This is a genomic window from Burkholderia sp. MBR-1 (assembly GCF_013822785.1).
GTDB lineage: Bacteria > Pseudomonadota > Gammaproteobacteria > Burkholderiales > Burkholderiaceae > Burkholderia > Burkholderia vietnamiensis.
The window spans coordinates 2,503,420-2,529,806 of sequence record NZ_CP053609.1; the positions used below are offsets into that span (position 1 = coordinate 2,503,420).

Below are 26,387 nucleotides of genomic sequence, written 5' to 3' on the forward strand. Positions count from 1 at the left end.
GGTTCGTCTCGTCACGCGTCGAGCGCGGCGGCCGCCGCGTGCGTCGCGACACCGGCGCGCGCGAGCACCGCGTTGAGCAGCACGTTCGCGCCGCGCGTCACGTCGTCGGGCAGCGCGTCCTCGGCCTCGTTGTGCGACAGCCCGCCGACGCACGGAATGAACACCATCGCGGTCGGCACGCGGCGCGCGAGCACGATCGCGTCATGGCCAGCGCCGCTGACGATGCGCTCGCTCGCATAGCCGAACGCGTGCGCCGCCCGCGCGACGAGATCGACGCACGCCGCATCGAACGGCGTCGCCGGGCTGCGCCAGCACGTGTCGAGCGCCACCTGCACGTCGCGCGCCGCGGCCACGCGCGCGCACGCTTCGCGCAACGCCTGCTCGATCGCGTCGACGCACGCATCGTCGTGATGGCGCAGGTCGACGGTGAACGTCACGTCACCGGCGATCGTGTTGCGCGACGCGTGGCGGATGCCGATCTGCCCGATCGTCGCGAGCGCGCGCGGCGCGTAGCCGGCGACGATCCGCTCCAGCTCCAGCGCGATCTGCGCGCACGCGAAATACGCGTCCTGGCGATACGCCATCGGCGTCGTGCCCGCGTGCGCGGCCACGCCCGTCACGCGCACGTCGAGCCAGCGGATCGCCTGGCCGCCGGTGACGATGCCGATCGTCGTGCCGTTCGCCTCGAGCACCGGGCCTTGTTCGATATGCGCTTCGAAGTACGCATCGACCGCGCCGCCGGGCGCGTGCGTGCCGCGATAGCCGCAGGCGTCGAGCGCGGCGCCGAGCGCGATGCCGTCGGCATCCTGCCGCGCGAGCGCGTCGTCGAGCGGCAGCGCGCCGGTGAACACGGCGGAGCCGAGCATCGCCGGCGCGAAACGCGCACCTTCCTCGTTGGTCCACGACACGATCTCGAGCGGCTTGTCGGTCGCGATGCGCGCGTCGTTCAGCGCACGTACGACTTCGAGCGCCGCGAGCACGCCGTACACGCCGTCGAAGCGCCCGCCCTCGGGCTGCGTGTCGAGATGGCTGCCGATCAGCACCGGCGCGGCCTGCGCATCGGCGCCGTCGCGCCGCGCGAACAGGTTGCCGATCGCATCGACCCGCACCGTCATCCCCGCATCGCGGCACCATTGCGCGAACAGGTCGCGCGCGCGGCGGTCGTCGTCCGTCAGCGCGAGGCGGCGCACGCCGCCGCGCGGCGTCGCGCCGATGCGCGCCATGTCGGCGAGGCTTTGCCACAGGCGATGGCCGTCGACTTCCAGCAAGTCGTTCATGTGCACTCCAATGAATTCGTTCGTCGGGGGTATCGATTTCCGCACGCTGCCGATCCCGCCGCGCACGCCCTGCGACGGTCGCGTACCGGCAGCGTTCGCCCACACGCGGCGCGGCTGATCGAAGCGTCGGGATTCAGTGCGAGCCGAGCGCCTCGGCGGCAGCCGGCCGGGACGCGCGCCGTGCGTCGAGCGCGACGATGCAGAGCAGCGAGATGCCGGCGAGGCCCGTGTAGAACACCGCGAGCGGCCACCACTGGCCGGTGAAGCGATGCGCCAGCCAGGTGCCGACGAGCGGCGTCAGGCCGCCGGCGAGCGCGCCGCACACCTGGTACGCGAGCGAGATCGCCGAATAGCGCACGTGGGCCGGAAACACGTCGCTCACGAAGCCGGCGATCACCGAATAGAAGCCGGCCATGCAGACGACCGCGAGCGCGATGCCGGCGATCAGCGACGCGGACGTGCCGCCCTGCACCAGCATGAACATCGGGTACGGCGACAGCATCGCGAGCAGCGCGGCGATCTTCAGGAACCGCGCGCTGCCGATGCGCTCGGCAAGCCACGCGGCAGCCGGCTGCGCGACGAACTGGATGATCGCGACCGCGAACAGGCTGTCGAGGATCAGCGAGCGCGACACGCCGACGTACTGCGTCGTGTACGCGATCATGAACGTGTTGGTGAAGTAGACGCCCGCGATCCCGATCGTGTTCGCGCCGATGCAGAACAGCACGAGCCCGGACGCGGAGCGGAACACTTCGGCGACCGGCAGCTTCACCGTGCGGTTCGCCTCTTTCACGCGCGCGAATTCCGGCGACTCGTTCACGCCCAGCCGGATCAGGATGCCGACCACCAGCAGCACCGCGCTCGCCAGAAACGGCACGCGCCAGCCCCACGCGAGGAAGTCGGCCTTGTCCATCGACGTGACCGCGCGAAACGCGACCAGCGACAGGATCAGCCCGGCCGGGCTGCCGAGCTGCGCGAACGACGCGAAGAACGTGCGGCGGCCCTGCGGCGCATGCTCGCCGGCCATCAGCACCGCGCCGCCCCACTCGCCGCCGACCGCGATCCCCTGCACGACGCGCAGCGCCACCAGCAGCACCGGCGCGAGCACGCCGACCTTCGAATAGTCGGGCAGCAGCCCGACGCACACCGTCGCGACGCCCATCATCATCAACGTCGTCATCAGCGCCTTCTTGCGGCCGATGCGGTCGCCGAGATGGCCGAACACGATGCCGCCGAGCGGCCGCGCGAAGAAGCCCACGGCAAACGTCGCGAACGACGCCATCGTGCTGACGAACGGGTCGTGCGACGGGAAATAGAGCTGACCGAACACGAGCGCGGCGGCGGTCGCGTAGATGTAGAAGTCGTACCACTCGATCATCGTGCCGATGAACGCCGCGGTCGCGGCACGCGCCGGCTGACGCGCGCTAGGAAGGGACTGGCTCATGCGGGGCTCCTGACGCGCGCCGCGGCACGCGCAATATCGTGATGGCCGGCCGTCTGTCGCGGCCCCGTGCCGCCGGGTGCGGCACGCCTCCTTTATCGGCGGCCACATATCATTAGTCCAATTTCAAATTATTATTTCGCGTATAAATCTGGCTAATACCCCTTTCAACGTTCCGACGTTCCGACGTTCAGCCTGGAGCCCCGATGCGCGCCGACCTCGCCCGCTTCGTCAACGACCGCCTCGACTGGAACCTGTTGCGCACTTACCTGGTGATCATGCAGGAGCGCAGCGTGAGCCGCGCGGCCGCGCGCCTGCATGTCACGCAGCCGGCCGTCAGCCAGGCGCTGCGGCGGCTCGAGGACGCGCTCGGCCGCAAGCTGATCGAGCGGCGCGGCGCGCACTTCGCGCCGACCGCGGCAGGCGAAGCCGTGTACCGGATCGCGAGCGACATCTACGGCGGCGTGTCGCGCCTCGACACGGAGCTCGACGACAGCACCGCAGACCTCACCGGGTCGATCCGGCTATTGACGGTGAGCCGCATCGAGTCGCCCGTCTACGACGAATTCCTCGCCGAATTCCATCGCGCGTATCCGCGCATCGACCTGCAGATCGACGTGATGCGTTCGTCGGACATCCTGTCGTCGCTGCTGCAGAAGACGGCCACCGCCGGGCTCGGCCTGTGCCGCACGCCGCACGACAAGCTGCAGATGCGCTGCTTCCTGCGCCAGCGCTATGCGATCTATTGCGGCCGCCATCACCGGCTGTTCGGGCAGACGCAGTTGCGGATGGAAGACCTGCTCGCGGAGAACTTCGTGTCGTTCACCAGCGACCAGATCGGCGACAGCCTGTCGCCGCTCACCGTGTTCCGCGATCAGAAAGGCTTCACCGGACGCATCGTCGCGTCGTCGCCGAGCCTCGATGAAGTGCGGCGGCTGATCTTCGCCGGCTACGGGATCGGCTGCCTGCCCGAGCACATCGTGCGCGACGACGTCGCGCAGCAGCGCCTGTGGCGCCTGCCGCCCGACGACGGGCTGATCGACGTCGACGTATTCCTGCTGTGGCATCGCGAGCGCAGGATGAACGCGGCCGAGCAGGCGTTTCTCGATGCGATGGAGCGCTGCATGCAGCGCCATTCGCTCGCGGAGCGGCTCGGCGCGTAGGCACGCGCGCACCGGGCCGTGGGTGCGGCGCCGCGCGATGCGGCGGCGCGAACGCTGCGCGGGGCGCGTGACGTCAGTGCGGAATTCCGCCGTGTTCGAGCGGCAGGATCAGATGCTCCGGGATGCTGCGCCGCGACGCGCGCGCGCCGACGTAATACAGCGCGGCCGGCACGACGAGGCCGAGGATCCACGAGATGTCGGTGCCGCCGAGCGCGTCGACGAGCGGGCCGGTGTAGATGTGCGTCGACATGAACGGCAGCTGCACCAGGATGCCGACCACGTAGATCGTGATCGCCATCGCGTTCCACCGGCCGTAGCGACCGTCGGGATCGGACAGCGCCGGCACGTCGTAGCGCGAACGCGTGAAGCAGTAATAGTCGACGAGGTTGATCGCGCTCCACGGCGTGAAGAACGCGAGCAGGAACAGGATGAACGCGGTGAATTCCTTCAGGAACGAATGGCGGCCCGCGAGCGCGATCAAGGTCGACACGCAGATCATCCCGAAGATGTACGCGGCGCGGCTGCGCGACGACACCGCGCGCTTGCCGCGAAAGCCGCTGACGATGGTGGCCATCGACATGAAGCTGCCGTATGCGTTGAGCGTCGTGACCGTCACCTTGCCGAACGCGATGCTGAAGTACAGCAACGCGGCGACCGCGCCCGTCGAGCCGAGGCCGACGATGTACGACACCTCGTGATGCGCGAAGCCGCTGCCTGCCAGCGCGGCCGCGAATACGCCGAACACCATCGCGGCCTGTGCGCCGATCACCGAGCCGAGGCCGACCGCGGCGAACGTGGCCGCCGACGACGTCGAGCGCGGCAGATAGCGCGAATAGTCGGCGACGTACGGGCCGAACGCGATCTGCCACGATGCCGACAGCGACATCGACAGCAGGAAGCTCGCGAGCGAAAAGTGCTTGTTGGCGAGCAGCGCGCCGACGTCGTGGCGCGCAAACAACTGCGCGAACATGTAGACGAACGCGACGACGCCCACCACGCTCGCGATCCGGCCGACGAAGTGGATCGCGCGATAGCCGAACACCGTCAGCGCGACGATCACCGCGGCGAACAGCAGGATGCCGGCCGCGTCGTCGACGTGCAGCAGCTGCGCGACGGCCTGCCCCGCCAGCACCGAGCCGCTCGCGGAGAAACCGATGTACATCAGGCACACGAGCACGATCGGGATCATCGCGCCGTAGACGCCGAACTGCACGCGGCTCGAGATCATCTGCGGCAGCCCGAGTTGCGGCCCTTGCGCGCCGTGCAGCGCCATCACCGCGCCGCCGACGAGCTGGCCGAGCAGCAGCGCGATCAGCGACCAGAACACGTCGCCGCCGAGCACGACCGCGAGCGCGCCGGTGACGATCGCCGTGATCTGCAGGTTCGCCGACAGCCACAGCGTGAACTGGCTCAGCAGGCCGCCGTGGCGTTCGGCATCGGGAATGAAATCGATCGAGCGCACCTCGATCAGACCGCCGGCTCTTTCGCTGGAATTCGTCGACACGGAAAATCTCCAGAATGCTGAGGATCACGGAGGGTGTCGCCGACACGATCGCCGGGTCGGGCCGCCCTGTTTCAATTTCTCGAAGTGCTTCTGCTTCTCCGGCTTCCGTCCGCCGTTCGAACGACGGGCGCCGACATTGGTCAGCGGATATTGTTGTATATACAACTAGGACGATATAGGTGATTACCCGAGGCGCTCGGTGCGGTCGGGATGGTGCGCGCACGCCGCGCGTATCAGCCTTTCCGGACCGTCAGCGATCCGTATGAAAGATGAAAGATCAAGCGCCGGCGGGCGGCGGCAGAGGCGGTTCCGGCGCGGCGTCCATCTCGTCGGCGGGTAGCAGCGCCAGCATGAGCCGCACGGCTTCGACGTCGCGCGCATGCAGCCATTCGTCGTAGTCGTCGCGGCGCAGGATCACGACGCCGCGCGTGTCGTCGCCGGGCCGATGCATGCGCGCGAACAGCGGATGGCCGTCGGCGTCGACCGTGAGCATCGCCATGCCGATGCGCTCGCGGCCGTCGGCGCTTACGTAGCGTCGCCAGATGCCGGCGACACAGTACGCCTGCCAGCCGGCCAGGCCGATCCGGTGCCACACGTTGCGGCCCGTCTCGTAGCAGGGTTCGTAGATCCAGCGCACCGGGATCAGACAGCGCTGCCCGTCGCGCCAGGCGTTGCCGTAGAGCCGCGACGAGCCGACCGTCTCCGCACGCGCGTTGACCGTGTCGAGCTTGCGCTTCCTGCGGCCGTTGTCGTCGACGCGTTCGGGCTGCATGAACTTCGGCCAGAAGCCGAACACCGCGCTGACGACCGCGAGCCCGTCGCCGTCGGCGCGCGCGATCGGCGCCGCGTAATCGGGGTAGACGTCGGGTGCCCACGGCTCGCGGTCGAACAGATCGCCGATGCCGATTCGCAGCTCGCTGATGCCCGGGTCTTCGCCGGGAGCACGGTAGTGGGTGCACATGGTTCGACGGACGACGGATGCGATGCTCCATCGTAGGTCAGCCTGCATCCCGCGGCTGTGCGATTTCGGCCGGAGCGAGGCGGGCCGTGCGGCTCGAAGCGCGTCGCTCGCTGCACCGGCCGGATGAACGGCGCGTCAGGATGTCGATCCGCGAATCCGCGCACGCGGCCGTGCCGGCACGCATCGAACGAAACGCCCCGCGCGAACGTCGATTCAGGCGGGGCGTTGCGGGTGCGGGCGGCCGCGCGCCGGACGGCTCAGGCCGCCTTGGTCACGCGTCCGGACGCGCGAGGTCGAAACGGCTGTCCGGCGTGACGTGGACGTAGGCGGTCGGCCCGCCCGCGCGCAGGATGATGCCCGCGCCGAACGTGTCGAAGATGCCGTCCTTCAGCAGATCGTCGCGAATGTGGACGGCGACGACTTCACCGAGCACCAGCGTGGCCGACGTCTCGCCGCCGCGGTGATCGCGCAGCGGGACCACGTCGGTGACCTTGCATTCGAAGTTGACGCCGCTTTCCGCGACGCGCGGCACGTCGACGAGACGCGACGCAATCGCGGTCAGCCCGCCGAGTTCGAATTCGTTCACGCCGTACGGCACCGCGGCGCAGGTCCGGTTCATCCGCTCGGCGAGATCGCGCGTCGCGAGGTTCCAGACGAACTCGCCGGTTTCCCGCACGTTGCGCAGGCTGTCCTTCGCCGTGGTGCTCGAAAAGCCGATGATCGGCGGATGATAGTTGAACGCGTTGAAGAAGCTGTACGGTGCGAGATTGACCGTGCCGTCGCTGCCGCGAGAGGAAATCCAGCCGATCGGGCGCGGGCCCACGATTGCGTTCAGCGGATCGTGCGGCAGGCCGTGGCCTTGCGAGGGTTCGTAATAGTGGTAGGTCGGGTGCGTCATGACGGAGCTCGGGCAGCGGACAAGGTGCGTGGAAGGCGATCGCCCGCTGCGCATGGCCGCGTGAAGCACATGCGAGCGGCGCGGCGGGCGGCGCCCAGTATCACACGAGCCTGCATTCGCTGCACCGGTTGCGGCGCCGGAGCCTGGCCGATGCAGCCGCCGGCTGCACGCCGCCCGGCTGTTTGCCGGGCGGTGTCCGCGGGTGAGCGGTCGGTCAGAAGTGATGCAGCAGCGCGACGCGCACGACGTACTGGTTCGGGCCCGACGAGATGTCGGCTGCGCCCGGAACGTACGCGTAGTCGAAGTCGGTGCCGGTGTGGGCGTTCATCGCATGCTGGTAGACGCCTTCGACGAACACCGACGTGCGCTTCGACATGTCGTAGTTGAGCTTCGTGCTCAGCTGGTGCCACTTCGGATTGAACGAGCCGACCGTCGACGACACGCGCGCCTGCGTGTACGTGTAGGCCGCGCCGAGGTACAGCGCGGGCGTGAAGTGATAGAGGCCGTTCACTTCGAAGTTGTCGAATTTCCACGCGTTCCAGCTGCCGCCGGCCGGCTGCGTCGTGCCGGTGAAGTATGCGTTGGCGGTCGGGTCGTAGACGTCGACGTGCGAGTACGTGAAGCCGATCAGCGCGTTCGCGAACGCATAGTTCACGCCGATGCCGATGTTCTGTTGCGACGACGCGTCGAACGTGTTGTCGCCGGTGATCGCGCCGTTCGAATCGCCGTTGTGTGCGTTGTTGATCTTCAGGTATGACGCGCCGACCGTCAGCCCGCCCTGCTGGTATTGCAGCGCGGCGCCGTACAGACGGTTGTTCGCAAAGCCGGACTGGTTGCTGAACCCGTACATCGCTTCCGCGGTGATGCCGTGCCACACCGGCGACACGTACTTGACGGCGTTATTGACGCGGAACGAGTAGTCGGTGTTGTCGTTGTCGTACGGGTGCGCGAACAGATAGCCGGTCCAGTTGCCGTTGGCCGTGAGCGGCGAGAAGATGTCGACGCTCGGGTCATACTGGCGGCCGAACGTCAAGGTGCCGTAACGGTCCGACGCGATGCCGACGAACGCCTGGCGGCCGAATTCGCGGCCGCCCTGGCTCATCTTGCCGGTGTTGACGTCGAAGCCGCTCTCGAGCTGGAAGATGGCCTGATAGCCGCCGCCGAGGTCTTCGGTGCCCTTGATGCCCCAGCGGCTGCCGTAGTCGTAGCCGCTTTGCAACTGCACGGTCCCGTGGCCGCGTGCGTTGCTCGTGTAGTTGATGCCGTCCTCGATCTTGCCGTACAGCGTAACGCTGCTTTGCGCATGCGCGGCCGTGGCAAGCAATGCGGCGGGCACGATGATCCCCCAACGCTTGTTCATGATGATTTACCCCCCAAGTCATTCGTTTTCCGGTCGCTTTGCTTACGCGCTGCGAATTCGCGTCGCATCGATGCTTCCCCGCGATGCGACGGGCGCAGTGTAATGAGCCGTTTTTCCGCTGTTAGTGACCGGCGTTGCAAAGGTGCTGTGCAGAATCGAGGGTGTTTTGGGGGGAGGGAAATGGGTTAGCGGGGGGGGTTGGCGGTGCGAATGGGGGATAGCGGGTGGCGAAGTGCGTGTGCGACGATGCCAAACGATGTGCGTGGTGGGCGGGCGATGCGAGCGGCAGGAAGCGCGAAGGGCGTGCAATGGTCGCCACGGACGTGTTTTATAAGCCCGATCGTCAACACGGTCTCGCGGACGACCTGTTACCCGTCGAGTTTGAACGGCGCTACGCGCTGAGCGGCCCATCTATGAAACTCTGGCCCGTTCAGCTCGCCATCTTGCGTTCGGGCAAATTGAATCCGCCATCTGCGCGGGCTGCCCCATGCGGGCCGTGGCGTCAATCTGCGCGCGTTCCGCAATCGAGTGCCCGCTGACGAATCAGGTTGCGCGGACTGATACGGGTTACGTGACCATATTCGCACGAGCCGGTGTTTTTTCTTCAACCCTCGGCAGGTCGAATCCAGACAAACCAGCCCATGCTTTTACGCTGCATTTCGCAAGACTCGACCGGGACCCGGCATTGGGCGCGATTCGTCTCGTTGAACGGGTATATGCGACAAAAATGCGTTGTCTGCAGTACAAATGTTCGGGGCGCGCTGATCGCCGTGTCCAGCAAGGCTCCGAGTGTTGATTTTCACCGAATCTTGACCCACCGTTTTCATCTAAATCTGACCCACCCCGAGACAGCGTAGTACATCTATTCCGGTGTGGATAACTCCTCACTGCCTGCTGCTTTTGCTGCTCTCTTTCTGGTTGCCTTCGCCTTGGCAGAACTGGACTTGAAGCGCCAGGATTCATTGCCCGTTTCGACGATGTGGCAGTGATGGGTGACGCGGTCCAGCAGCGCCGTCGTCATCTTTGCGTCCCCGAACACGGTCGCCCACTCGCCGAAGCTGAGGTTGGTGGTGATCACGACACTCGTGTGTTCATACAGCTTCGAGAGCAAGTGGAACAGCAATGCGCCACCGGTCTGGCTGAACGGCAGGTAGCCCAGTTCGTCGAGGATTACCAGGTCGACGTACATCAGCTTATGGGCGATCTGGCCTTGTTTGCCGATGGACTTCTCCTGCTCCAGTGCGTTGGTCAGCTCGACGGTCGAGAAGTAGCGCACGCGCTTGCCGTGGCGCTGCACGGCCTCAATTCCGATCGCTGAGGCGAGGTGCGTTTTGCCGGTGCCGGGGCCACCGATGAACACGACGTTGTGTGCGCTTGCGAGGAACGACAGGTCACTGAGTTCTCGAACCAGCGCTTCGTCGACGTGCGCCTGCGCGAAGTCGAAGCCCTTCAGGTCGCGGTGAGCCGGGAAGCGAGCGGCGGTCATCTGATAGGCGATCGAGCGCACCTGTCGCTCCGCCGTCTCAGCCATCAGCAGCTGCTTCATGAAGCGCTCCGGGTCGAACTCCGTGTGACGCGACTGCGCCAGCAGCTCTGGCCAGGTGCTCGCCATGCCATGCAGTTTGAGCCCCTTGAGTTGGGCGGCGATGTCGTTAGACATGACGGTCCTCCGGTGGGTTGGCGCGCAGGGTTTCGTAGCGGCTCACGTCGGCAGCCGGCTCTTCGGTAAGCTGGAGTTTCGTCGTCGCGAGGTTGGTACTCGTGGTGGGCGCCTTCAACCGGCTCAGCACGTTCAGAACGTGCTCCCCACTGGGGCGTCCCGAGTCCAGCGCTGCCTGCACGGCAAGCAGCACGGCATCGAGTCCGTGTTCGCGCACCGCGGCGAGCACCTGCGTCATGATGCGATCGCCTCCCTGGTGCTTCAGTAGGTGTCGCTGCAACTGCTGCAGCGGCTGTGGCATCGTGACGAACGGAGCGCCGTTGCGCAACGCGCCGGGTTTGCGCTCAACCAGCGTGATGTAATGGCGCCAGTCGTAGAAGGTCATGTGCCGCTCGAAGCTGCGTTCGTGGCGTGCGATCTCCTGGGCGTCGGCGACGACGCTGAGATATGCCGGATAGCAGCGCACGCTCACCAGCTGGTTCGTATACTCGGTGGGCACGCTGTAGCGGTTGCGCTGAAAGTGGATGAGGCTGGTCGACGACACCCGCAGGGTCTGCTCGACATAGCCGTCGAACGGGCGTGGATTGGGCATCAGCCTGGTGCGCTCGTCCTGCAGCACGTCCTCGACCGTCAGCTCGGGCCACTGCGGGTGCCGCATCTGCCAGGCCTGACGACACTGGCCCGCGACCCATTCGTTCAGAAGCTCCAGCGTTTCCCAGCGTCGTAGCGCAGCCTCGTGCCAGATCTGGCGGCGCCGGTCCTGCACGTTCTTCTCAACTATGCCCTTCTCCCAGCCGGCGGCACGGTTGCAGAATTCCGGCTCGAACAGGTAATGGCCGCACATTGCCTCGAAGCGGGCGTTGACCGCGCGCTCCTTGCCGCGGCCGACCTTGTCCACGGCGGTCTTCATGTTGTCGTAGATGCCGCGGCGCGGCACGCCGCCGAACGCGGCGAATGCGCGGGCGTGCGCATCGAACAGCATCTCGTGACTCTGGGTCGGATAGGCGACCAGCCAGAACGCCCGGCTGGCATTGAGCTTGACGTGGGCGACCTCCAGGCGTCGCCGCAACCCGCCGATGAAGGCATATTCGCAGCTCCAGTCAAACTGGAATGCTTCGCCGGGTTCGAAGGCCAGCGGTACATAGGCCTTCCTGCGCGGGGCTTCAGCCTGCTCCTCGTGCCAGCGTCTCACGAAGGCGCTGACGCGGCCGTAGCTGCCGGCGTAGCCCTCGCCGCGGATGGCCTCGAACATGAACCGGGCCGTGCGCCGGTCACGCTTCGGGCGATGACTGTCTGCCCGCAGCCAGCCCGTCAGTTGCGCGGCCCACTCGTCGACGACGCTCGGGCTGACGCGCTTCGGGTACTTCGGCTCAACGGCATCCGTCTGCCGAAGCCAGCTGCGCACCGTGTTCCGGGACAGGCCCGTGCGCCTGGCAATCTCGCGCAGCGGGACCTTCTCGCGGAAATACATCCGCCTGATCTTGGCCAATATGCCCACCGTGATCACCTCTGTATCCCCTGCTCAAAGATTGAGCAGGGCATTCAATCACGTGGGTCAAAATTCGATGAAAACTACAGCCTCAGGTGGGTCAGTTCTGCGTGGACATCAACAGGCAGGACGAAGCTTCCAGGGCATCTACCAGCGGCAAGCCTGCAGTGATCGACAGAAAACTGGTCACTACACTGCTGCCGGAAAGCAACTCGGGAGCGGTCTTCAGCGCACGAATGTCAGTCATGGCTAACCTCCGCAGAGTCGCGCGCGCGCTTGGCCAGTTGCAGGCCTTCCACCATTCGATCCGCAACTTCGGTCAGGTACTGGCCGATGAGCTCGGCCGCGTTCAGCAGGCCCAAGTGAGCAGCTTGCCCGAGAGGTTCAGCGTTCGACATTCCTGGCTCGCAGCTGCTGTTATGAACCAGCCTGGCGATTGTCGTGATCGCGTCAGATGCGCGGTACACGTCCGCGATCAGGTTCGTCGGAACCATGGCGAATTCGCTGTCGTTGCCGGTGACCCAATGGTCATCCATCAGCGCGCTGCAAAATGCCGGATCGGTATAGTCAGGTGTGGAGGGAGGAACAGACGAAGGCTTGACGGTAGACATAGCGGGTCCTTTGTGAGTAAAGAACCTGCGCCCTCATCGCCAAATGAGGGTGGGCAGGCAGATAGCGAGGTTGGCGAACCGGACACAAAGGAACCCGGCATACCCGAAGGTATCCCCACCACTGCCCGCCCGTTGAACTGGACGCACGCGTAGTGTACAGACGAAAAAATACCGCCATGTGGCGGTCGTCGTCCGCCTTTGTGAAATCAGGTCGCCAAACCCGGCGCTTGTTGTCTCAAGCGCGATTCAAGATTATGTCCGACACGTTACGTCGTCAAGCGGAATTTTGTAAACCCGCGCTGCGGATGCGACGTATGTCACTTCTTCTTTCGGGATCGCCCATCCGCCGTTCCATTACTTTGTCGGCTGCTCTCCTCGAGCCTACCCATCAGAAATTCGCGGAGGCTGCTTTGCTTCTTCTCGCCCGGCAGCGTAACGGTACGCGTCGGATACGGCTTCCGACCACGGACGACTGGATCGACCGTCGGCGCTTGCACCGGTCGCACCTCCTTCGCCAACAGGAACTGCTCAAGTGACTCGACGTCGTAGACGACTGTCTTGTGGCCAAGCCTGTATCGACGGATGATTTCACCTCGTCGATCGATTCGACTGATCGTTTCCTTGGGGACGCCTAAAATGGTGGCTGCTTCGGCAGCACTAACACGTTTCTTTTGCAAGATGCTCACGACGTTCTCCGAAGGTCAGATGGCACCATTCTATGGCCACGACGAAACCACGGACGAGGCATGTCCGATCCGATATGTTGCCGCCAAGCCCGCAACCGTTCATCGCCCTTCTCAGTGAAATGAACACGTTATTCGTACTCATGGCGCAGTACGGCGCCCGCGCGATCATCCCGATAGAAGATGTCTGCCGCGACGTCTTCGCTCCGTTGACTTTGCCGACTCTGATGCGCAAGGTCTCTGCCGGTGAGATCGCGCTGCCGGTGATCAGGATGGAGCGATCGCAGAAATGCGCGAAAGGAGTCCACATCTCTGACTTGGCTGCGTTCATAGACAAGCAGCGCGCCGCCGCAATTAAGGAGTACGAGTCATTTCACGGAAGGAAGTGGATTGCCGGGTGACCAGCACCGCCAGTCATGATGTGAGCAGAGCGTCGAGCCACAACAGTGGCTCGAGTTCTAGTTGCACTTAGTTCCCTGTCGCCGACTTGGGCGCCCCGTTCGACGCAACGGCAGGCGATTGTGGCTTATCAGGCTGCTTGCCAGGCTGCACCTGCCCCTCGGTTAGCCGGTGGCTGTCGGCTTGTGCCTGCGCTTGCTTCGTGCCAAGCTTCACAGCGTTGTCGATCGAGTATTTGATCAATTCGATCAAGTCTTCGCGCTTCAGTACCGTCCCGTCAACCTTGTGGTTCAGTTGATTCATCGCGATGATGCAGATGTTGGATAGTGCCGTGTCCAAGAACGTCACCGCATTGTCCTTATCACTGAGCAGTTTGACGTTTTCCAGTACGCGATTTACCGCATTGATGTCTCCGCTCTCGCCGAGCAGCTTTGGGAGCGTTGCTGACAACCCTGTCTCGCGATCTTGACTCTTGAATGCTGCGGCAGCTTCAAAGCATCCTTGCCCGTGCCCATCGAACAGCGCAACGTTGTTGTTCGCGTTCCAGGCAACAATTGTCGTGTTGCGATCACCAGTGTCTTTCCCACCTCCGTCAGTAGTAACAAAACCTCTGTCCGTAACCATAAGACCAGAAACTAGCGGACGATCCGATGTACATGCTGTTAGTGCCAGCACTACCCCCAATGTAGCGATTGCGGTGCGGTTCATCACTTGTCCTTTTTCGTTTTTGACTCATCGATCCCCATACAGCACGGTCTCCCAGCAGTTCTTCCTGGGCCTATCAAGCATATACATGGATCAGGTCATCGCAACCGTGGAGGCCTAGTGCTTTCCCGACAACACCTAGTGCGGAAGACGATCGTGGGTGCGCACGCTTTGTCTGCAAACCCACGCGTGCTTGCGGACGCGATATTCCACCGAGTGCACAAATAGAACACAAGCCGCGCGCCGCTCACGAATCCGTCTTGTCGGCCAAAGTTCCTTGATATGGTCCGACCACCATATCGTCAGCGGGCAAACCTGCAGCATCGCCCGCATCACCTCGACGCGCGACGTCGTCAACCATTCTGTCCCACCGATCGATGACGACTGGTCTAGAATCGCGATCATTTACCGACAGCACGCAAACACCACCTCATGCAGCCCATCAGTCACCGAGAACGATACACCGCCCTGGACGGCCTTCGAGGAATGTTCGCGATACTCGTCATGGCTTTGCACTTCTTCGGGTCCGGGGCCGGATGGAGCAACTTCCCGTTCGCCAACGCGAACCTCGCCGTCGACTTCTTCTTCATGCTGTCTGGCTTTGTGCTGTGTCACGTGTACGAGCACGGGATGAAAACCAGGACGATCTCGACGGCCAAATTCATCAGCCATCGATTCGTGCGCATGTACCCCTTGCACATCGCAAGCATGATCGCGATGGGCGTGGTGGATCATCTCTACTGGGGCAAACTGCCCTACGTTGACGGCCCGGTATGGACCGGGGTTTTGAACGTCCTGTTGTTGCAAAGCATGGGCTTCACATCGCAGTGGAGTTGGAACGCCGCGAGCTGGTCCATCTCCAATGAGTTCTGGATCGGCGCGCTCATCCTGCCCATCGTGTTCCAGAAGGTACGGACGGAAGCCATCGTACTGGCCGCCTACGCGGGCTACTTCTTCCTGTACAACTCGGCACACACGATTCATGCTGCGTACCAGGCCCTCCCTGCCGGGCTGTCGACTGGCATGGTGCGCTCGTTCAGTGGCATCCTGCTCGGCGTCGCCATTTATCGCATTGCTGCCGCTACCGCGCAAACGCCGGTCAACCCCTCGCGATGGAAGAACCTTTCTGCCTTGGTGGAAGTGCTGCTGCTCGGCGGGATCGTCTACGTCGTCTATGGCGACGCACGCGGCAACATCGAATTTGAGGCACTCGCCGCCATGCCCTTCCTCATCTTCAGCGTGTCGCAGTCTGGGAGCGTGGTCGCTCGCATCCTCTCATTCCGCCCGATGAAATGGCTCGGCGAGATCAGTTACTCGGTCTACCTCGTTCATTTTCCGATGATCACGCTGGGCGTCTACCTCGGGATGATGAAAATCGCCAATCCGTACATCCGCTTTGCGGCCTTTGCCGCGGTCGTGTTGACCTTGTCGACGCTTGTATATCGCTACTTTGAACGCCCGATCTACAAACGCTATCGCGACTTGTTTGTGCCCGTAGGTTATCGGGAGGAAGTCTCAGAGCGCGTCAAAGTCTAGCGCTCGCGGACTGCGTGTGAGCGGCGCGGCGCCTCGACGTTCGACACCGTCAGCCTCCCCATCATCCAGACGCAGGATCACGACCGACCTCGTGGGTCGGCCGATCGGTCATTTCGCTGGCAGGATAATCTTGCGAATCTGTTCATTGTAGGAATCCGCGACATACACGTTCCCATCATTGTCCATCGCAACACCTCGCGGAGTATTGAATTTGGCGGACGCAGCAGGACCATTGTCATCGCCTCGCGTAGAAGACCCCGCCAGGGTTGTGACCACAGCCTGCTGGGTGACCATTCGGATCTGGTTATTATTTGAATCCGCAACGTAGATATTGCCACTCTTGTCCACCGCAACATCCATTGGCCCGCTGAACGACGCCCCCGTTCCGGTGCCATTGACGGAGCCCGGCGAGTTCGAGCCAGCGAGAGTTGTGACTACGCCGGTCGGGGTGACCTTGCGAATATCATTGTTTCCCCAGTCCGCTACATAGATATTCCCGCTTTGGTCCACAGCGATGCCAATGGGACGCTTGAATGACGCTGCAGCCCCCGTCCCATCGCCATACGCAGGTACTCCTGAGCCGGCCAGAGTCGAAACTACTCCAGCTGGAGAGATCTTGCGGATACGGCCGCCTGTAGCATCGGCTACGTAAACATTGCCCGTGCCATCGAGAGCAATGCCTGCTGGGTCATTAAATGATGCGACGGTAGCACTGCCGTCTGCCCCTCCCAGTTGCCCGGAACCGGCGAGTGTTGTCACGACACCCGCTGGAGTGATCTTGCGAATCTTTTGGGCGGTCGAGTCAGCAACGTACACATTCCCATTAGCGTCAACTGCGACACCGATCGGATAGCCGAACGACGCTGCAACGCCTGTACCGTCATTCCATGCCTGCTCCCCCGATCCAGCCAATGTCGTGACAACACCATCCGGGGTAATTTTTCGGATTTTGCGATTCGCGGAATCAGCAACATAGACGTTTCCGCCGGCGTCCACCGCAAGATCGCCGGGGGATGCGAACGATGCATCGAGGCCCTGCCCATCCGTCGCCCCTGGCGCTCCAGAGCCAGCAAGAGTAGTGACCAGCGTCTCCGTTGCAATGCAAGCCGCACTCACGCTTGTTACGTTGCCGGTGAGCGTACCGCTGGCGTTACTGAGCGTGCACGATTGGCCCGGGGGAGAGTTGGCCACGGTAACGGCATACGACGATCCACTGGCGAGGGGTGTTGCGAACACAAACGAGCCATTTGAAGACACAGCAAGTGCATCGGTCCCGTTGTTCAGCAAGGTAAGCGCACCGCTGATCAAACCAGTGACTGTGCCGCCAACTGAAAAATGCGCGGAGGAAGAAGGAGGGGGAGAAGAACTCGATTCGCCACCGCAAGCAGCCAAGACCGAGGACATGACAGCAATAGCGATTAGATGGGTCTTGATCATAGTTCTCGTCATAGTTAGCGAATCGACAATGCGATCCGTCTTAGCGGCCCGCCTCTCGGTCCAACACTACCGCATCATCACGCGTTTCGTCGGATGTGAAAAGCCCCGCTCGGGGCGGGGCTTGCGAAACATTATTCACGGGTTCTTGTCTATCCAATCATGCTCACCACAGACCCGCATGAATGCAGTACCTTCCTCGAAAGTGAAACTCGCCTTGAACTTGTCGTCCGAAGTTAGATGAACCGTATAAACGGCACACTTTTTCTTCGGGTCTAACGCGCTTTTCACCTCCTTATCCTTCAGAGTATGCAGGTGAAGTTTGGCCGGCGGCTTACTTATGTCGAGCAGTAGCATTTCTGAAATAGCCTTGCGCGCTTCTTTTTTTACTCGCTCATCAAGCTTGGAGAAGGTTTTTTGGAAGGTGTCTGAGCCGCAGTCAATTTTTTCTACTATGAAGCCTGCCAACACGCCTCCCGTCAAAAGCGGCTCAGCATTTGCATCACCTCGTCTGCGCTCGATGCAACAAAATCCTCATGGCGAACGCTATTGTCAGCATCATGTTCAGCTACGTCCCACTGCAGCCCATTGGCAATTTCGAACGCCTCGCAGCAGAGTGCAATCGACCGAGCAACCTCTGCTCCGACAGCCTCATCAAACCGAGCTCTCAACCGAAACTTGTCGTTGGGGCTAAGCATCCCTTGGATGTGCACCAATCGTCTGCGGATATTCAGTACATCCGACTTGATGCTCTCCAGTTTGTCTCTAAGTTGAAAATCTGGGTCTATAACCTTTTCGTCGACGAACGGCACCGCCCGCCGCAGATCCATGAGCCGGGTATTGGAACTCGCCAAGCTATCGTTGAACTTTCGCGCATTGACTATGACGCGACGCGCCATCCAAGGCAGCATAATCGCGCTGCGCCAGTAGACCCCCCCCAGCTTTGAGACCAGGTCGGACAGGGACGCTTCAACGCCTCGCGCGGTCGTTTGCATCGTCACCGAGTACATGATTTCTCCAGATTGCGTCACTCCACTTGACAAACCATCAAGTTTGTTTTCGGCATTGTACCCAAGAACCTTAGGTTAGTACCGGATGCTACACAAAAAACTACGCATCCGGCCCCCACATTTCCCCGAAAATGTCAAGATATGGGCTGCCTCAAAGAAATCAAGTCGATGGAAACGCACTTGATGGCGCCCTATTTCTTAACTTGCACAACGACCCGGCATCGCTGCAAATAGTCGCCCCACCACTGCATCATCTTCCGGCGCTCCGGCAGGTACTCCGCGTGGTTGTACGCTGCCCGGACGCCGTCCCGCTCGCTATGCGCGAGCTGACGCTCGATCCAGTCGCGGTTGAAGCTATGTTCATTGAGAATGGTCGACGCAAGGCCGCGGAAGCCGTGCCCCGTCATTCGTGAGTGGTAGCCCATCCGGTACAGGGCGTACAGGATCGTGTTCTCGCTCATCGGTTTCTTGGAGCTCGACCGACTCGGGAACAGGAACTGGCTGTGTCCGTTCAGTTCGCGGAGTTTCGCGATCACCTCGACGGCCTGCTTCGACAGGGGCACGATGTGCGGCGTGCGCATCTTCATCTTCTCGCCCGGGATGCGCCACTCTTTCTTCTTCTCGTCGATCTCGGTCCATTCCGCGAACCGCAGTTCACTCGTCCGGACGAACGTCAGCGCCATGAACTGCAGTGCCAGGCGCGTCTGCAAGTCGCCGTCGTACGCGCTGATCTTCTGCATGAGCTCCGGCAGCTCGGCCTCGCTCACGCGCTTCATGTGCACGACGGTGCGGGTCTTCAGCGCGCCGCGGAGATCGGGAGCGGGGTCGCGCTCTGCCCGGCCGGTGGCAATGGCGTATCGGAAGATCTGGCTCGTTGCCTGAATAGTCTTGTGTGCGAGCTCGATCGCACCGCGCGACTCTATCTTTCGGATCACTGCAAGCAGCTCCGGCGCCGAGACATCGGCGATCGGTCGTGCACCAAGTCCCGGAAACAACTCGCGCTCGAGTAGCTTCATGATTCGTACAGCGTGGCCCTCACTCCACGACTGCTTTCGCTGTTCATGCCACTCCCTAGCGATGGGCTCGAACGAATTCACGCGGTCCAGGCTGCGCTGTGCCTTCACACGCTTCTTTTCGTGCGATGGATCCAGACCGCCGCGCAACTGCTCCTTGATCTCGTCTCGGGCCTTACGCGCAGCCAGCAAGGTCACGGCCGGATAGACCCCGAGGGCCATCCGTTTCTCCTTACCGTCGATGCGATACTTCAACCGCCAGTACTTCGAGCCGTTGGGCATGACCTCGAGGTACATGCCTTGGCCGTCGGCCAGCTTGTAGGACTTTTCTAGAGGCTTGGCCGCACGGACGGCGACATCGGTAAGGGGCATTTGGGCATGGGGGCATTGCGATGCCCCGGATCAGGATAACTGCCCCCTACGATGCCCCCGGATTATGTGGGTGTCAATGGGAAACGATGGGCAACGCTGGTAACAAAAAGCCCCGTAAGTGCTTGACTGACGGGGATTTTTGGCAAACCATGGAAACACTTGGGAGTATGTGTGGTGCCGGGGACCGGACTCGAACCGGCAAGCCAATTAAGGCGGCGGATTTTCGTCACACTGCTTCTTTCAAAGCCGGCGCCGCCAAGACGACGCCGTTCGTGCGCTGGACTATGCCTTCGCCATCGCGCGCGGGCGTTTTATCGCTGCCCGTGCGCCTTAGGCGCCCCCCGTCTAGTCTCTACACCTTCCTCGCGGGCGCTGCGCCGCGAGGCTTGGCTCGGTGTTGCCTCGATGCGCGTCGCGCATCAGGGGTTTCGCCGAATTTGAAGGGTTCTGCACCGGCCGTTTCCGGCCGGGCACTCAATCGTTTAAGTCCGCTATGTTTACCAATTTCATCACCCCGGCAAAAGGGCGGACGCGATTCTACCATTGCTTCGCGCATCCGTTCCCCGATTCGGGTGCGGCGCATCGCGCCGCGCCGCGCGCATGAGCGCCGCCGCCATGGCCGCCGCTCGTTTCCCGCGCCGCAGCCTCCCGCCGCTACAATCGGAGCGGCCACGCTCGTGCGCAACCGAACGCCCGCATCCCCCGCCACGCGTTCTTGCGAAACCGCCTCGCCGCGCGTCATCGCGAAGTCACAAACGTTTTCGATAATCCACTCGCCGAAAACGTTTACATCGCGTCACGCCATGCCCCAGACCATCAAGGACGTCGCCGCCCTCGCCGGCTTCTCCATCGCCACCGTATCGCGTGCGATCAACGCGCCGCACACCGTCAGCCCCGCGACGCTGGCGGCGATCCGCACCGCGATCGACACGCTGCAGTTCCGCCCGAGCCCGCTCGGCCGTCAATTGCGCGGCGAGCGCACGCGCCTCGTCGGCGTCGTCGTGCCGACGGTCGCGAACCCGGTGTTCGCCGACTGCCTGCAAGGCATCGACGAACTGGCGACCGCGGCCGGCTTCAAGCTGATCCTGATGACGACCGAATACGACGCGGCCCGCGAGCGTCACGCGATCGAAACGCTGCGCGAACAACGCGTCGAAGGCCTGATCCTGACCGTCGCCGACGCCGACACGCATCCGCTGCTCGACATGCTCGATCGCGACGGCCCGCACTACGTGCTGATGCACAACGACACGCAGCGCCGCCCGTCGGTGTCGGTCGACAACCGCCGCGCCGCCTACGACGGCGTCCGTCTGCTGACCGCGCGCGGCCATCGCCGCGTGCTGATGCTGGCCGGCTCGCTCGCCGCATCCGACCGCGCGCGCCAGCGTCATCTCGGCTACGCGCAGGCACTCGCCGAAGCCGATGTCGCGACGCTGCCGCCCGTCGAAGTCGACTTCAACGCCGCCGAGCTGCCCGACGCGGTGCTCGCGCATCTCACCGCGCGCGCGACGCGCCCGACCGCGCTGTTCTGCAGCAACGACCTGCTCGCGATGGTCGTGATGCGCGGCCTGCGCCGCGCGGGCTTCTCGGTTCCCGACGACCTGTCGGTGCTCGGCTTCGACGGCATCGCAATCGGCGAGCTGCTCACGCCGCCGCTCGCGAGCGTCGCGACGCCGAACCAGGATATCGGCCGCCATGCGTGGCGCCGCCTCGTCGATTGCATCGGCGGCGCGTCGATCGAACGCACGTCGCTGATCCTGCCGCACACGGTGCGCGACGGCGCGACCGTCGCGCCGCCGGCCGCCGACCTGCAAACCCGCAACGCCTGAACCCCCGAATGCACCCGCCGCGCGCTCGCGCGCGGCACGCGAAGCTACCCCACCCTGCCCGGAGATCCACCGTGTCCTTTCGCCTGACCTCGCTGCTGCGCCTCGTCGCAGCGCCCCTTGCGTGCGCCGCGCTCGTCGCGCTCGCGCCCGCCGCCCACGCCGACGAAACCGCCATCTGCTACAACTGCCCGCCCGAATGGGCCGACTGGGCCGCGCAGATCGCGGCGATCAAGCAGAAGACGGGCATCCGCGTGCCGTTCGACAACAAGAACTCGGGCCAGGCGATCGCGCAACTGATCGCCGAGCAGAAAAGCCCGGTCGCCGACGTCGTCTATCTCGGCGTGTCGTCGGCGTTCCAGGCGAAGGACAAGGGCGTGATCGCGCCGTACCGCCCGGCGCACTGGAACGACATCCCCGCGAACCTCAAGGACCCGCAAGGCTACTGGTTCGCGATCCACTCGGGCACGCTCGGCTTCTTCGTGAACAAGGATGCGCTGGACGGCAAGCCGGTGCCGCGCTCGTGGGCCGATCTGCTGAAGCCGGAATACAAGGGGATGGTCGGCTACCTCGATCCGTCGAGCGCGTTCGTCGGCTACGCGGGCGCGGTCGCCGTGAATCAGGCGCTCGGCGGCAGCCTCGACGACTTCAAGCCGGGCCTCGACTGGTTCCGCAAGCTCAAGGCGAACGCGCCGATCGTGCCGAAGCAGACCGCGTATGCGCGCGTGCTGTCCGGCGAGATTCCGATCCTGCTCGACTACGACTTCGACGCGTATCGCGCGAAGTACAAGGATCACGCGAACGTGGAATTCGTGATTCCGAAGGAAGGCACGATCGCGGTACCGTACGTGATGAGCCTCGTGAAGGGCGCGCCGCACGACGCGAACGCGAAGAAGGTGCTCGACTTCGTGCTGTCCGACGAAGGCCAGAAGCTGTGGGCGAACGCCTACCTGCGGCCGGTGCGCGCACAGACGCTCGGCGCCGATCTCGCCGCGAAGTTCCTGCCGGCGAGCGAATACGCACGGGCCAAGCCGGTCGACTTCGGCAAGATGGCGACCGGCCAGCAGGCGTTCGGCCAGCAGTATCTGCAGATCATGCAGTGAGCGGCAGGAACGACGCGATGCTCGACCTCACTTTTCCGCTGCGCTGGCGCGTCGCGCTCGTCGCGCCGGCGCTCGCGGTCTTCGCCGCCTTCTGGCTGCTGCCGATGGGCGCGCTCGTGCGGGTGTCCGCCGACGGCGCGTTCTTCGCGCGCTACGCGGCGCTGCTCGGCAACGCGCGCTACATGACGAGCCTCGGCGAAACGGTCGCGCTGTCGGCCGGCGTCACGCTCGCGACGCTCGCGCTGTCGACGATCTCCGGCCTGCTGCTCGCACGCCGCGACTTCGCGGGCAAGCGCGTGCTGCTCGCGCTGCTGACCTTCCCGCTCGCGTTCCCCGGCGTCGTGGTCGGCTTCATGGTGATCATGCTCGCCGGCAGACAAGGGCTGATCGGGATGCTCTCCTCGAAGCTGACCGGAGACAAGTGGGTGTTCGCGTATTCGGTCGCCGGGCTGTTCGTCGGCTACCTGTACTTCTCGATTCCGCGCGTGATCGTCACCGTGATCGCGGCCGCGTCGAAGCTCGACGCGTCGCTCGAGGAAGCGGCGCGCTCGCTGGGCGCGTCGCCGTGGCGCATCTTCGTCGACATCGTGCTACCGGCGCTCGCGCCGGGCCTGATCGCCGCCGGCGCGATCTGCTTCGCGACCGCGATGGGCGCGTTCGGCACCGCCTTCACCCTCGCGACCGACCTGAACGTGTTGCCGATGACGATCTACACCGAGTTCACGCTGAACGCGAACATCGCGACGGCGGCCGGCCTGTCGATCGTGCTCGGCATCGTCACGTGGGCCGTGCTCGCGCTCGCCCGCCGGTTCGCCGGCCACACCGCCGCCGGCGCGGCCTGAGGACGCAGTCATGCAATCGCTTTCCGGTTCATCCGCGCCGTCGCCGGCGCCAGCCCCGTCCGACGCGCGCGGCGCCACGCTGCGCGCGCCGCGCGTGAGCGGCGCATGCGCGATCGCCGCGCTGCAATGGAGCGTCACGCTGCTGCTGTGCGCGTTCCTGATCGTGCCCGTCGTGATGTCGGTGCTCGCCGGCGTCACCGTCAACTATTTCCGCGGCCTGTCGAGCGGCCTCACGCTGCGCTGGCTCGAGCAGGTGTGGCAGCAGTATCAAGGCTCGGTCGCGCTGTCGCTCGGCGTCGCGTTCGCGACGCTCGCGATCGTGCTCGTCACCGGCGTGCCGGCCGGCTATGCGCTCGCGCGCAGCAACAGCCGCGTGGCGCGCGCCATCGAAGAAGCGCTCGTGCTGCCCGTCGCGCTGCCGGGCCTCGCCTCTGCCCTCGCGCTGCTGGTCGTGTACGGCGGCTTCACCGCGTTCCGGATGAGCCTGTGGTTCATCGTCGTCGGCCACGTCGTGTTCACGCTGCCGTTCATGGTGCGCGCGGTCGCTGCCGTGGCGGCCGGCGCCGAGCTGCGCACGCTCGAAGAAGGCGCGGCGAGCCTCGGCGCGTCGTTCGTCACGCGCTTCGTGACCATCGTGCTGCCGAACCTGCGCCCCGGCATCGTCGCGGGCGCGCTCGCGGTGCTCACGCTGTCGATCGGCGAATTCAACCTGACGTGGATGCTGCACACGCCCGACACGAAAACGCTGCCGGTCGGGCTCGCCGATACGTATGCGTCGCTGCGCCTCGAAGTCGGCAGCGCATACACGATCGTGTTCCTGCTGATGACGCTGCCGCTGCTCGTCGCGATGCAATGGCTCGGCGTCGATCCGTCCGGCACGCGCGCCGCGCGACGCCGCGCGCGCTGATGTCGCGCCACCCCTTACCCTGCCCCATGAAACTCGACTCCACTCCCATCACCCTGACCGGCTGCGCGAAGACCTTCCGCGGCACGCGCGTGCTCGAACCGCTCGACCTGTCGATCGGCGCCGGCGAGACGCTCGTGCTGCTCGGCCCGTCCGGCTGCGGCAAGACGACGACGCTGCGCCTGATCGCCGGCCTCGACACGCCGGACGCCGGCGGCCGCATCCTGTTCGGCGGCGACGACGTGACGCGCCTGCCGATCGAGCGCCGCCAGGTCGGCATGGTGTTCCAGAACTACGCGCTGTTCCCGAACCTGACGGTGCGCGGCAACGTCGGCTACGGGCTGAAGATCCGCAAGACCGCGCCGCGCGCCCTGCGCGAACGCGTCGACGAATTGCTCGCGATGATGCGGCTCGACGCGCATGCGGACAAACCGGTCGATCAGCTGTCCGGCGGCCAGCGCCAGCGCGTCGCGCTGGCGCGCGCGCTCGCGGTGCGGCCGCGCGTGCTGCTGCTCGACGAGCCGCTGACCGCGCTCGACGCGAAGCTGCGCGACGTGCTGCGCCGCGACATGAATGCGCTGCTGCGCGAGCTCGGCGTGACGACCGTCTACGTGACGCACGATCAGGCCGAGGCGATGGAGCTCGGCGACCGGATCGTCGTGATGGGCGCGGGCCGCATCGAGCAGATCGGCACGCCGCGCGACATCTACTACCGGCCGGCGAACCGCACGGTCGCGCAGTTCATCGGCACGCTGAACCGTCTCGCGGGACAATGGCGCGACGGCGCGCTCGCGACGACGGGCGGCTCGATCGTCACGCCGCATGCCGCCGACGAGTGGTTCTTCCGCCCGGAGGACGCGCAGCTGGCCGATCCCGCGAAGGCGCCGCTGCGCGGCGCGATCGGCGCGTGCGCGTTCCTCGGCGAGCGGACGCGGCTCACGATCGAGCACGCGGCGCCCGATGCGCTCGTGATCGACGTGCCGGGCCGCATCGAGCTCGCGCGCGGCACGGCGGTCGGCCTGACGATCGCGGCCGAAGGGCTGATCGCGCTCGCCGCGTGACGCCGCCCCACGATCAACCGACATTCCGGGACCCCACGATGCTGCTTGCTCAAATCAGCGACCTCCACATCAAGCGCCCGGGCCAGCTCGCGTACCGGCGCGTCGACACCGCCGCCGCGCTCGCGCGCTGCATCGCGAAGCTGAACGCGCTGACGCCGCGCCCCGACGCGGTGCTCGTCACCGGCGATCTGACCGACTTCGGCCACGGCGACGAATACCGGCATCTGCGTGCGCTGCTCGCGCCGCTCGAGATACCGTACTACCTGATGGTCGGCAATCACGACGACCGCGCGGCGCTGCGTCGCGCGTTCCCCGAGCGCGCCGAGCTGCACGACGGCGCGTTCGTGCAGTACGCGCTCGACATCGGCGCGGTGCGCGTGCTCGCGCTGGATTCGCAGGTGCCGGGCGCGAGCCACGGCGACCTGTGCGATGCACGGCTCGCATGGCTCGCCGCGCAGCTCGACGCCGCACGCGAGCGGCCGGTGATCGTCGCGCTGCATCATCCGCCGTTCGCGTCCGGCATCGGCCACATGGATGCGCTGCGGCTCGCGCCGGCCGCGGCCGCGAAACTCGATGCGCTGCTGCGCGGCCATCCGAACGTCGAGCGCGTGCTGTGCGGCCACGTGCACCGGACGATGTTCACGCGCTTCGGCGGCACGCTCGCGGCGGCCGTGCCGGCGCCCGCGCACCAGGTCGCGTTCGACCTGCGCGCCGATGCGCCGTCCGCGTTCCGGCTCGAACCGCCCGCATTCGCGGTGCACGCGCATGCGCCCGACACGGGCGTCGTGTCGCATCACGTGTATGTCGACGAAGGCGACGGGCCGTATCCGTTCTATGAACCGAGCGGCGAGCTGGTCGACTGACGGGCGGCATCGGCACGGGGGATGACGAGGGGCGGCGCCGGGAAGGGGCGCCGGCGTGTGCGTCCGTGTGCGAGGTAAGCGCGTGTGCGTCGGCATACGTGGGCGCACGTCGGTATGGGCGCTGCGCGGCGGTACGCGCCGGCGCGGCTCGGTGCGCGGCTCCCGCTCGATCGGAACACGAACCGGCACGACCCGAGCATGACCGGAGCGCCACCTGAGCCCGATCCGAGCCGCACCTAAGCCCTCCCCGCGCACAACGTCATCGCGGCCCT

The 26,387-nt window shown here is 64.7% G+C and carries 25 protein-coding genes; 9 read left to right on the forward strand and 16 right to left on the reverse strand.

Going from position 1 to position 26,387, the window contains the following annotated elements; translation table 11 throughout:
* Positions 1 to 11: 11 nt before the first annotated feature.
* Both MBR110_RS11490 and MBR110_RS11495 read right to left on the reverse strand, forming a co-directional pair.
* Entirely contained in the window at positions 12 to 1,277 is a 1,266-nt protein-coding gene (locus MBR110_RS11490) for a Zn-dependent hydrolase (RefSeq protein ID WP_059458853.1), read from the reverse strand.
* Between the two features lie 133 nt (positions 1,278 to 1,410).
* A complete protein-coding gene (locus MBR110_RS11495) occupies positions 1,411 to 2,721 on the reverse strand; it encodes an MFS transporter (RefSeq protein WP_011884223.1) in 1,311 nt (436 codons plus the stop codon).
* A 203-nt stretch (positions 2,722 to 2,924) separates the two neighbouring features.
* Between MBR110_RS11495 and MBR110_RS11500 the strand changes: the two genes are divergently transcribed.
* Positions 2,925 to 3,881, forward strand: coding sequence for a LysR family transcriptional regulator (locus MBR110_RS11500; protein WP_011884220.1), 957 nt, complete (start codon positions 2,925 to 2,927; stop codon positions 3,879 to 3,881).
* 73 nt (positions 3,882 to 3,954) lie between these two features.
* On the opposite strand, the gene MBR110_RS11505 is transcribed toward MBR110_RS11500, so the two are convergent.
* From MBR110_RS11505 to MBR110_RS11545, 9 genes are all read right to left on the reverse strand, one after another.
* Positions 3,955 to 5,385, reverse strand: coding sequence for a purine-cytosine permease family protein (locus MBR110_RS11505; protein ID WP_034193226.1), 1,431 nt, complete (start codon positions 5,383 to 5,385; stop codon positions 3,955 to 3,957).
* A 277-nt stretch (positions 5,386 to 5,662) separates the two neighbouring features.
* A complete protein-coding gene (locus MBR110_RS11510; protein WP_181709073.1) occupies positions 5,663 to 6,346 on the reverse strand; it encodes an SOS response-associated peptidase family protein in 684 nt (227 codons plus the stop codon).
* Positions 6,347 to 6,617: 271 nt separating this feature from the next.
* Entirely contained in the window at positions 6,618 to 7,244 is a 627-nt protein-coding gene (locus MBR110_RS11515; RefSeq protein ID WP_014722788.1) for a flavin reductase family protein, read from the reverse strand.
* 214 nt (positions 7,245 to 7,458) lie between these two features.
* Complete coding sequence (locus MBR110_RS11520) at positions 7,459 to 8,604, reverse strand: porin (protein ID WP_011884212.1); 1,146 nt, start codon at positions 8,602 to 8,604, stop codon at positions 7,459 to 7,461.
* Between the two features lie 862 nt (positions 8,605 to 9,466).
* On the reverse strand, positions 9,467 to 10,264 hold the full coding sequence (gene istB / locus MBR110_RS11525; RefSeq protein ID WP_011875575.1) for an IS21-like element helper ATPase IstB: 798 nt from the start codon (positions 10,262 to 10,264) through the stop codon (positions 9,467 to 9,469).
* Positions 10,257 to 11,735 carry an IS21 family transposase gene (istA, locus tag MBR110_RS11530; RefSeq protein WP_408913024.1) on the reverse strand — a complete coding sequence of 493 codons (1,479 nt, stop codon included), beginning with the start codon at positions 11,733 to 11,735 and terminating at the stop codon, positions 10,257 to 10,259. Before istA ends, istB begins: the two co-directional genes overlap by 8 nt.
* A gap of 118 nt (positions 11,736 to 11,853) precedes the next feature.
* Positions 11,854 to 12,000 carry a hypothetical protein gene (locus tag MBR110_RS11535; protein ID WP_181709074.1) on the reverse strand — a complete coding sequence of 49 codons (147 nt, stop codon included), beginning with the start codon at positions 11,998 to 12,000 and terminating at the stop codon, positions 11,854 to 11,856.
* Positions 11,993 to 12,364, reverse strand: a complete 372-nt coding sequence (locus MBR110_RS11540) for a hypothetical protein (RefSeq protein WP_155625004.1) — start codon at positions 12,362 to 12,364, stop codon at positions 11,993 to 11,995. Before MBR110_RS11540 ends, MBR110_RS11535 begins: the two co-directional genes overlap by 8 nt.
* 317 nt (positions 12,365 to 12,681) lie before the next feature.
* Positions 12,682 to 13,050, reverse strand: a complete 369-nt coding sequence (locus MBR110_RS11545) for a helix-turn-helix transcriptional regulator (protein WP_146125862.1) — start codon at positions 13,048 to 13,050, stop codon at positions 12,682 to 12,684.
* 119 nt (positions 13,051 to 13,169) lie between these two features.
* Here MBR110_RS11545 and MBR110_RS11550 point away from each other — a divergent pair, with 119 nt between their 5' ends.
* Positions 13,170 to 13,448: a pyocin activator PrtN family protein gene (locus MBR110_RS11550; protein ID WP_059735191.1), complete on the forward strand. Its 279-nt coding sequence runs from the start codon at positions 13,170 to 13,172 to the stop codon at positions 13,446 to 13,448.
* Positions 13,449 to 13,515: 67 nt separating this feature from the next.
* Here MBR110_RS11550 and MBR110_RS11555 read toward each other — a convergent pair whose 3' ends face one another.
* Positions 13,516 to 14,154 (reverse strand): hypothetical protein, encoded by a 639-nt coding sequence (locus MBR110_RS11555; protein ID WP_155625005.1) that lies wholly within the window; start codon positions 14,152 to 14,154, stop codon positions 13,516 to 13,518.
* 429 nt (positions 14,155 to 14,583) lie between these two features.
* Here MBR110_RS11555 and MBR110_RS11560 point away from each other — a divergent pair, with 429 nt between their 5' ends.
* Positions 14,584 to 15,687, forward strand: a complete 1,104-nt coding sequence (locus MBR110_RS11560; RefSeq protein WP_081058959.1) for an acyltransferase family protein — start codon at positions 14,584 to 14,586, stop codon at positions 15,685 to 15,687.
* A gap of 108 nt (positions 15,688 to 15,795) precedes the next feature.
* Here the strand turns inward: MBR110_RS11560 and MBR110_RS11565 are convergent, their stop codons facing one another.
* The 4 genes from MBR110_RS11565 to MBR110_RS11580 form a co-directional block, all read right to left on the reverse strand.
* Complete coding sequence (locus tag MBR110_RS11565; protein WP_196481732.1) at positions 15,796 to 17,124, reverse strand: NHL repeat-containing protein; 1,329 nt, start codon at positions 17,122 to 17,124, stop codon at positions 15,796 to 15,798.
* Positions 17,125 to 17,259: 135 nt separating this feature from the next.
* Positions 17,260 to 17,589 (reverse strand): hypothetical protein, encoded by a 330-nt coding sequence (locus MBR110_RS11570; protein ID WP_155625006.1) that lies wholly within the window; start codon positions 17,587 to 17,589, stop codon positions 17,260 to 17,262.
* An 11-nt stretch (positions 17,590 to 17,600) separates the two neighbouring features.
* Positions 17,601 to 18,131 carry a hypothetical protein gene (locus MBR110_RS11575; RefSeq protein ID WP_059735195.1) on the reverse strand — a complete coding sequence of 177 codons (531 nt, stop codon included), beginning with the start codon at positions 18,129 to 18,131 and terminating at the stop codon, positions 17,601 to 17,603.
* 191 nt (positions 18,132 to 18,322) lie between these two features.
* Positions 18,323 to 19,516 carry a tyrosine-type recombinase/integrase gene (locus MBR110_RS11580; protein WP_181709076.1) on the reverse strand — a complete coding sequence of 398 codons (1,194 nt, stop codon included), beginning with the start codon at positions 19,514 to 19,516 and terminating at the stop codon, positions 18,323 to 18,325.
* Positions 19,517 to 20,319: 803 nt separating this feature from the next.
* On the opposite strand from MBR110_RS11580, the gene MBR110_RS11585 reads away from it, so the two are divergent.
* The 6 genes from MBR110_RS11585 (at position 20,320) to MBR110_RS11610 (ending at position 26,115) form a co-directional block, all read left to right on the forward strand.
* Positions 20,320 to 21,345, forward strand: a complete 1,026-nt coding sequence (locus MBR110_RS11585) for a LacI family DNA-binding transcriptional regulator (RefSeq protein ID WP_059568527.1) — start codon at positions 20,320 to 20,322, stop codon at positions 21,343 to 21,345.
* A 71-nt stretch (positions 21,346 to 21,416) separates the two neighbouring features.
* On the forward strand, positions 21,417 to 22,445 hold the full coding sequence (locus MBR110_RS11590) for an ABC transporter substrate-binding protein (RefSeq protein WP_059735198.1): 1,029 nt from the start codon (positions 21,417 to 21,419) through the stop codon (positions 22,443 to 22,445).
* Between the two features lie 17 nt (positions 22,446 to 22,462).
* Entirely contained in the window at positions 22,463 to 23,287 is an 825-nt protein-coding gene (locus tag MBR110_RS11595; protein WP_059735251.1) for an ABC transporter permease, read from the forward strand.
* Positions 23,288 to 23,297: 10 nt separating this feature from the next.
* The gene (locus MBR110_RS11600; protein ID WP_014722780.1) at positions 23,298 to 24,194 is read left to right on the forward strand and encodes an ABC transporter permease; all 897 of its coding nucleotides are present in this window, start codon (positions 23,298 to 23,300) and stop codon (positions 24,192 to 24,194) included.
* A gap of 26 nt (positions 24,195 to 24,220) precedes the next feature.
* Positions 24,221 to 25,252, forward strand: coding sequence for an ABC transporter ATP-binding protein (locus MBR110_RS11605; RefSeq protein WP_034193221.1), 1,032 nt, complete (start codon positions 24,221 to 24,223; stop codon positions 25,250 to 25,252).
* Positions 25,253 to 25,290: 38 nt separating this feature from the next.
* Positions 25,291 to 26,115 (forward strand): phosphodiesterase, encoded by an 825-nt coding sequence (locus MBR110_RS11610; RefSeq protein ID WP_059735200.1) that lies wholly within the window; start codon positions 25,291 to 25,293, stop codon positions 26,113 to 26,115.
* Positions 26,116 to 26,387 lie beyond the last annotated feature (272 nt).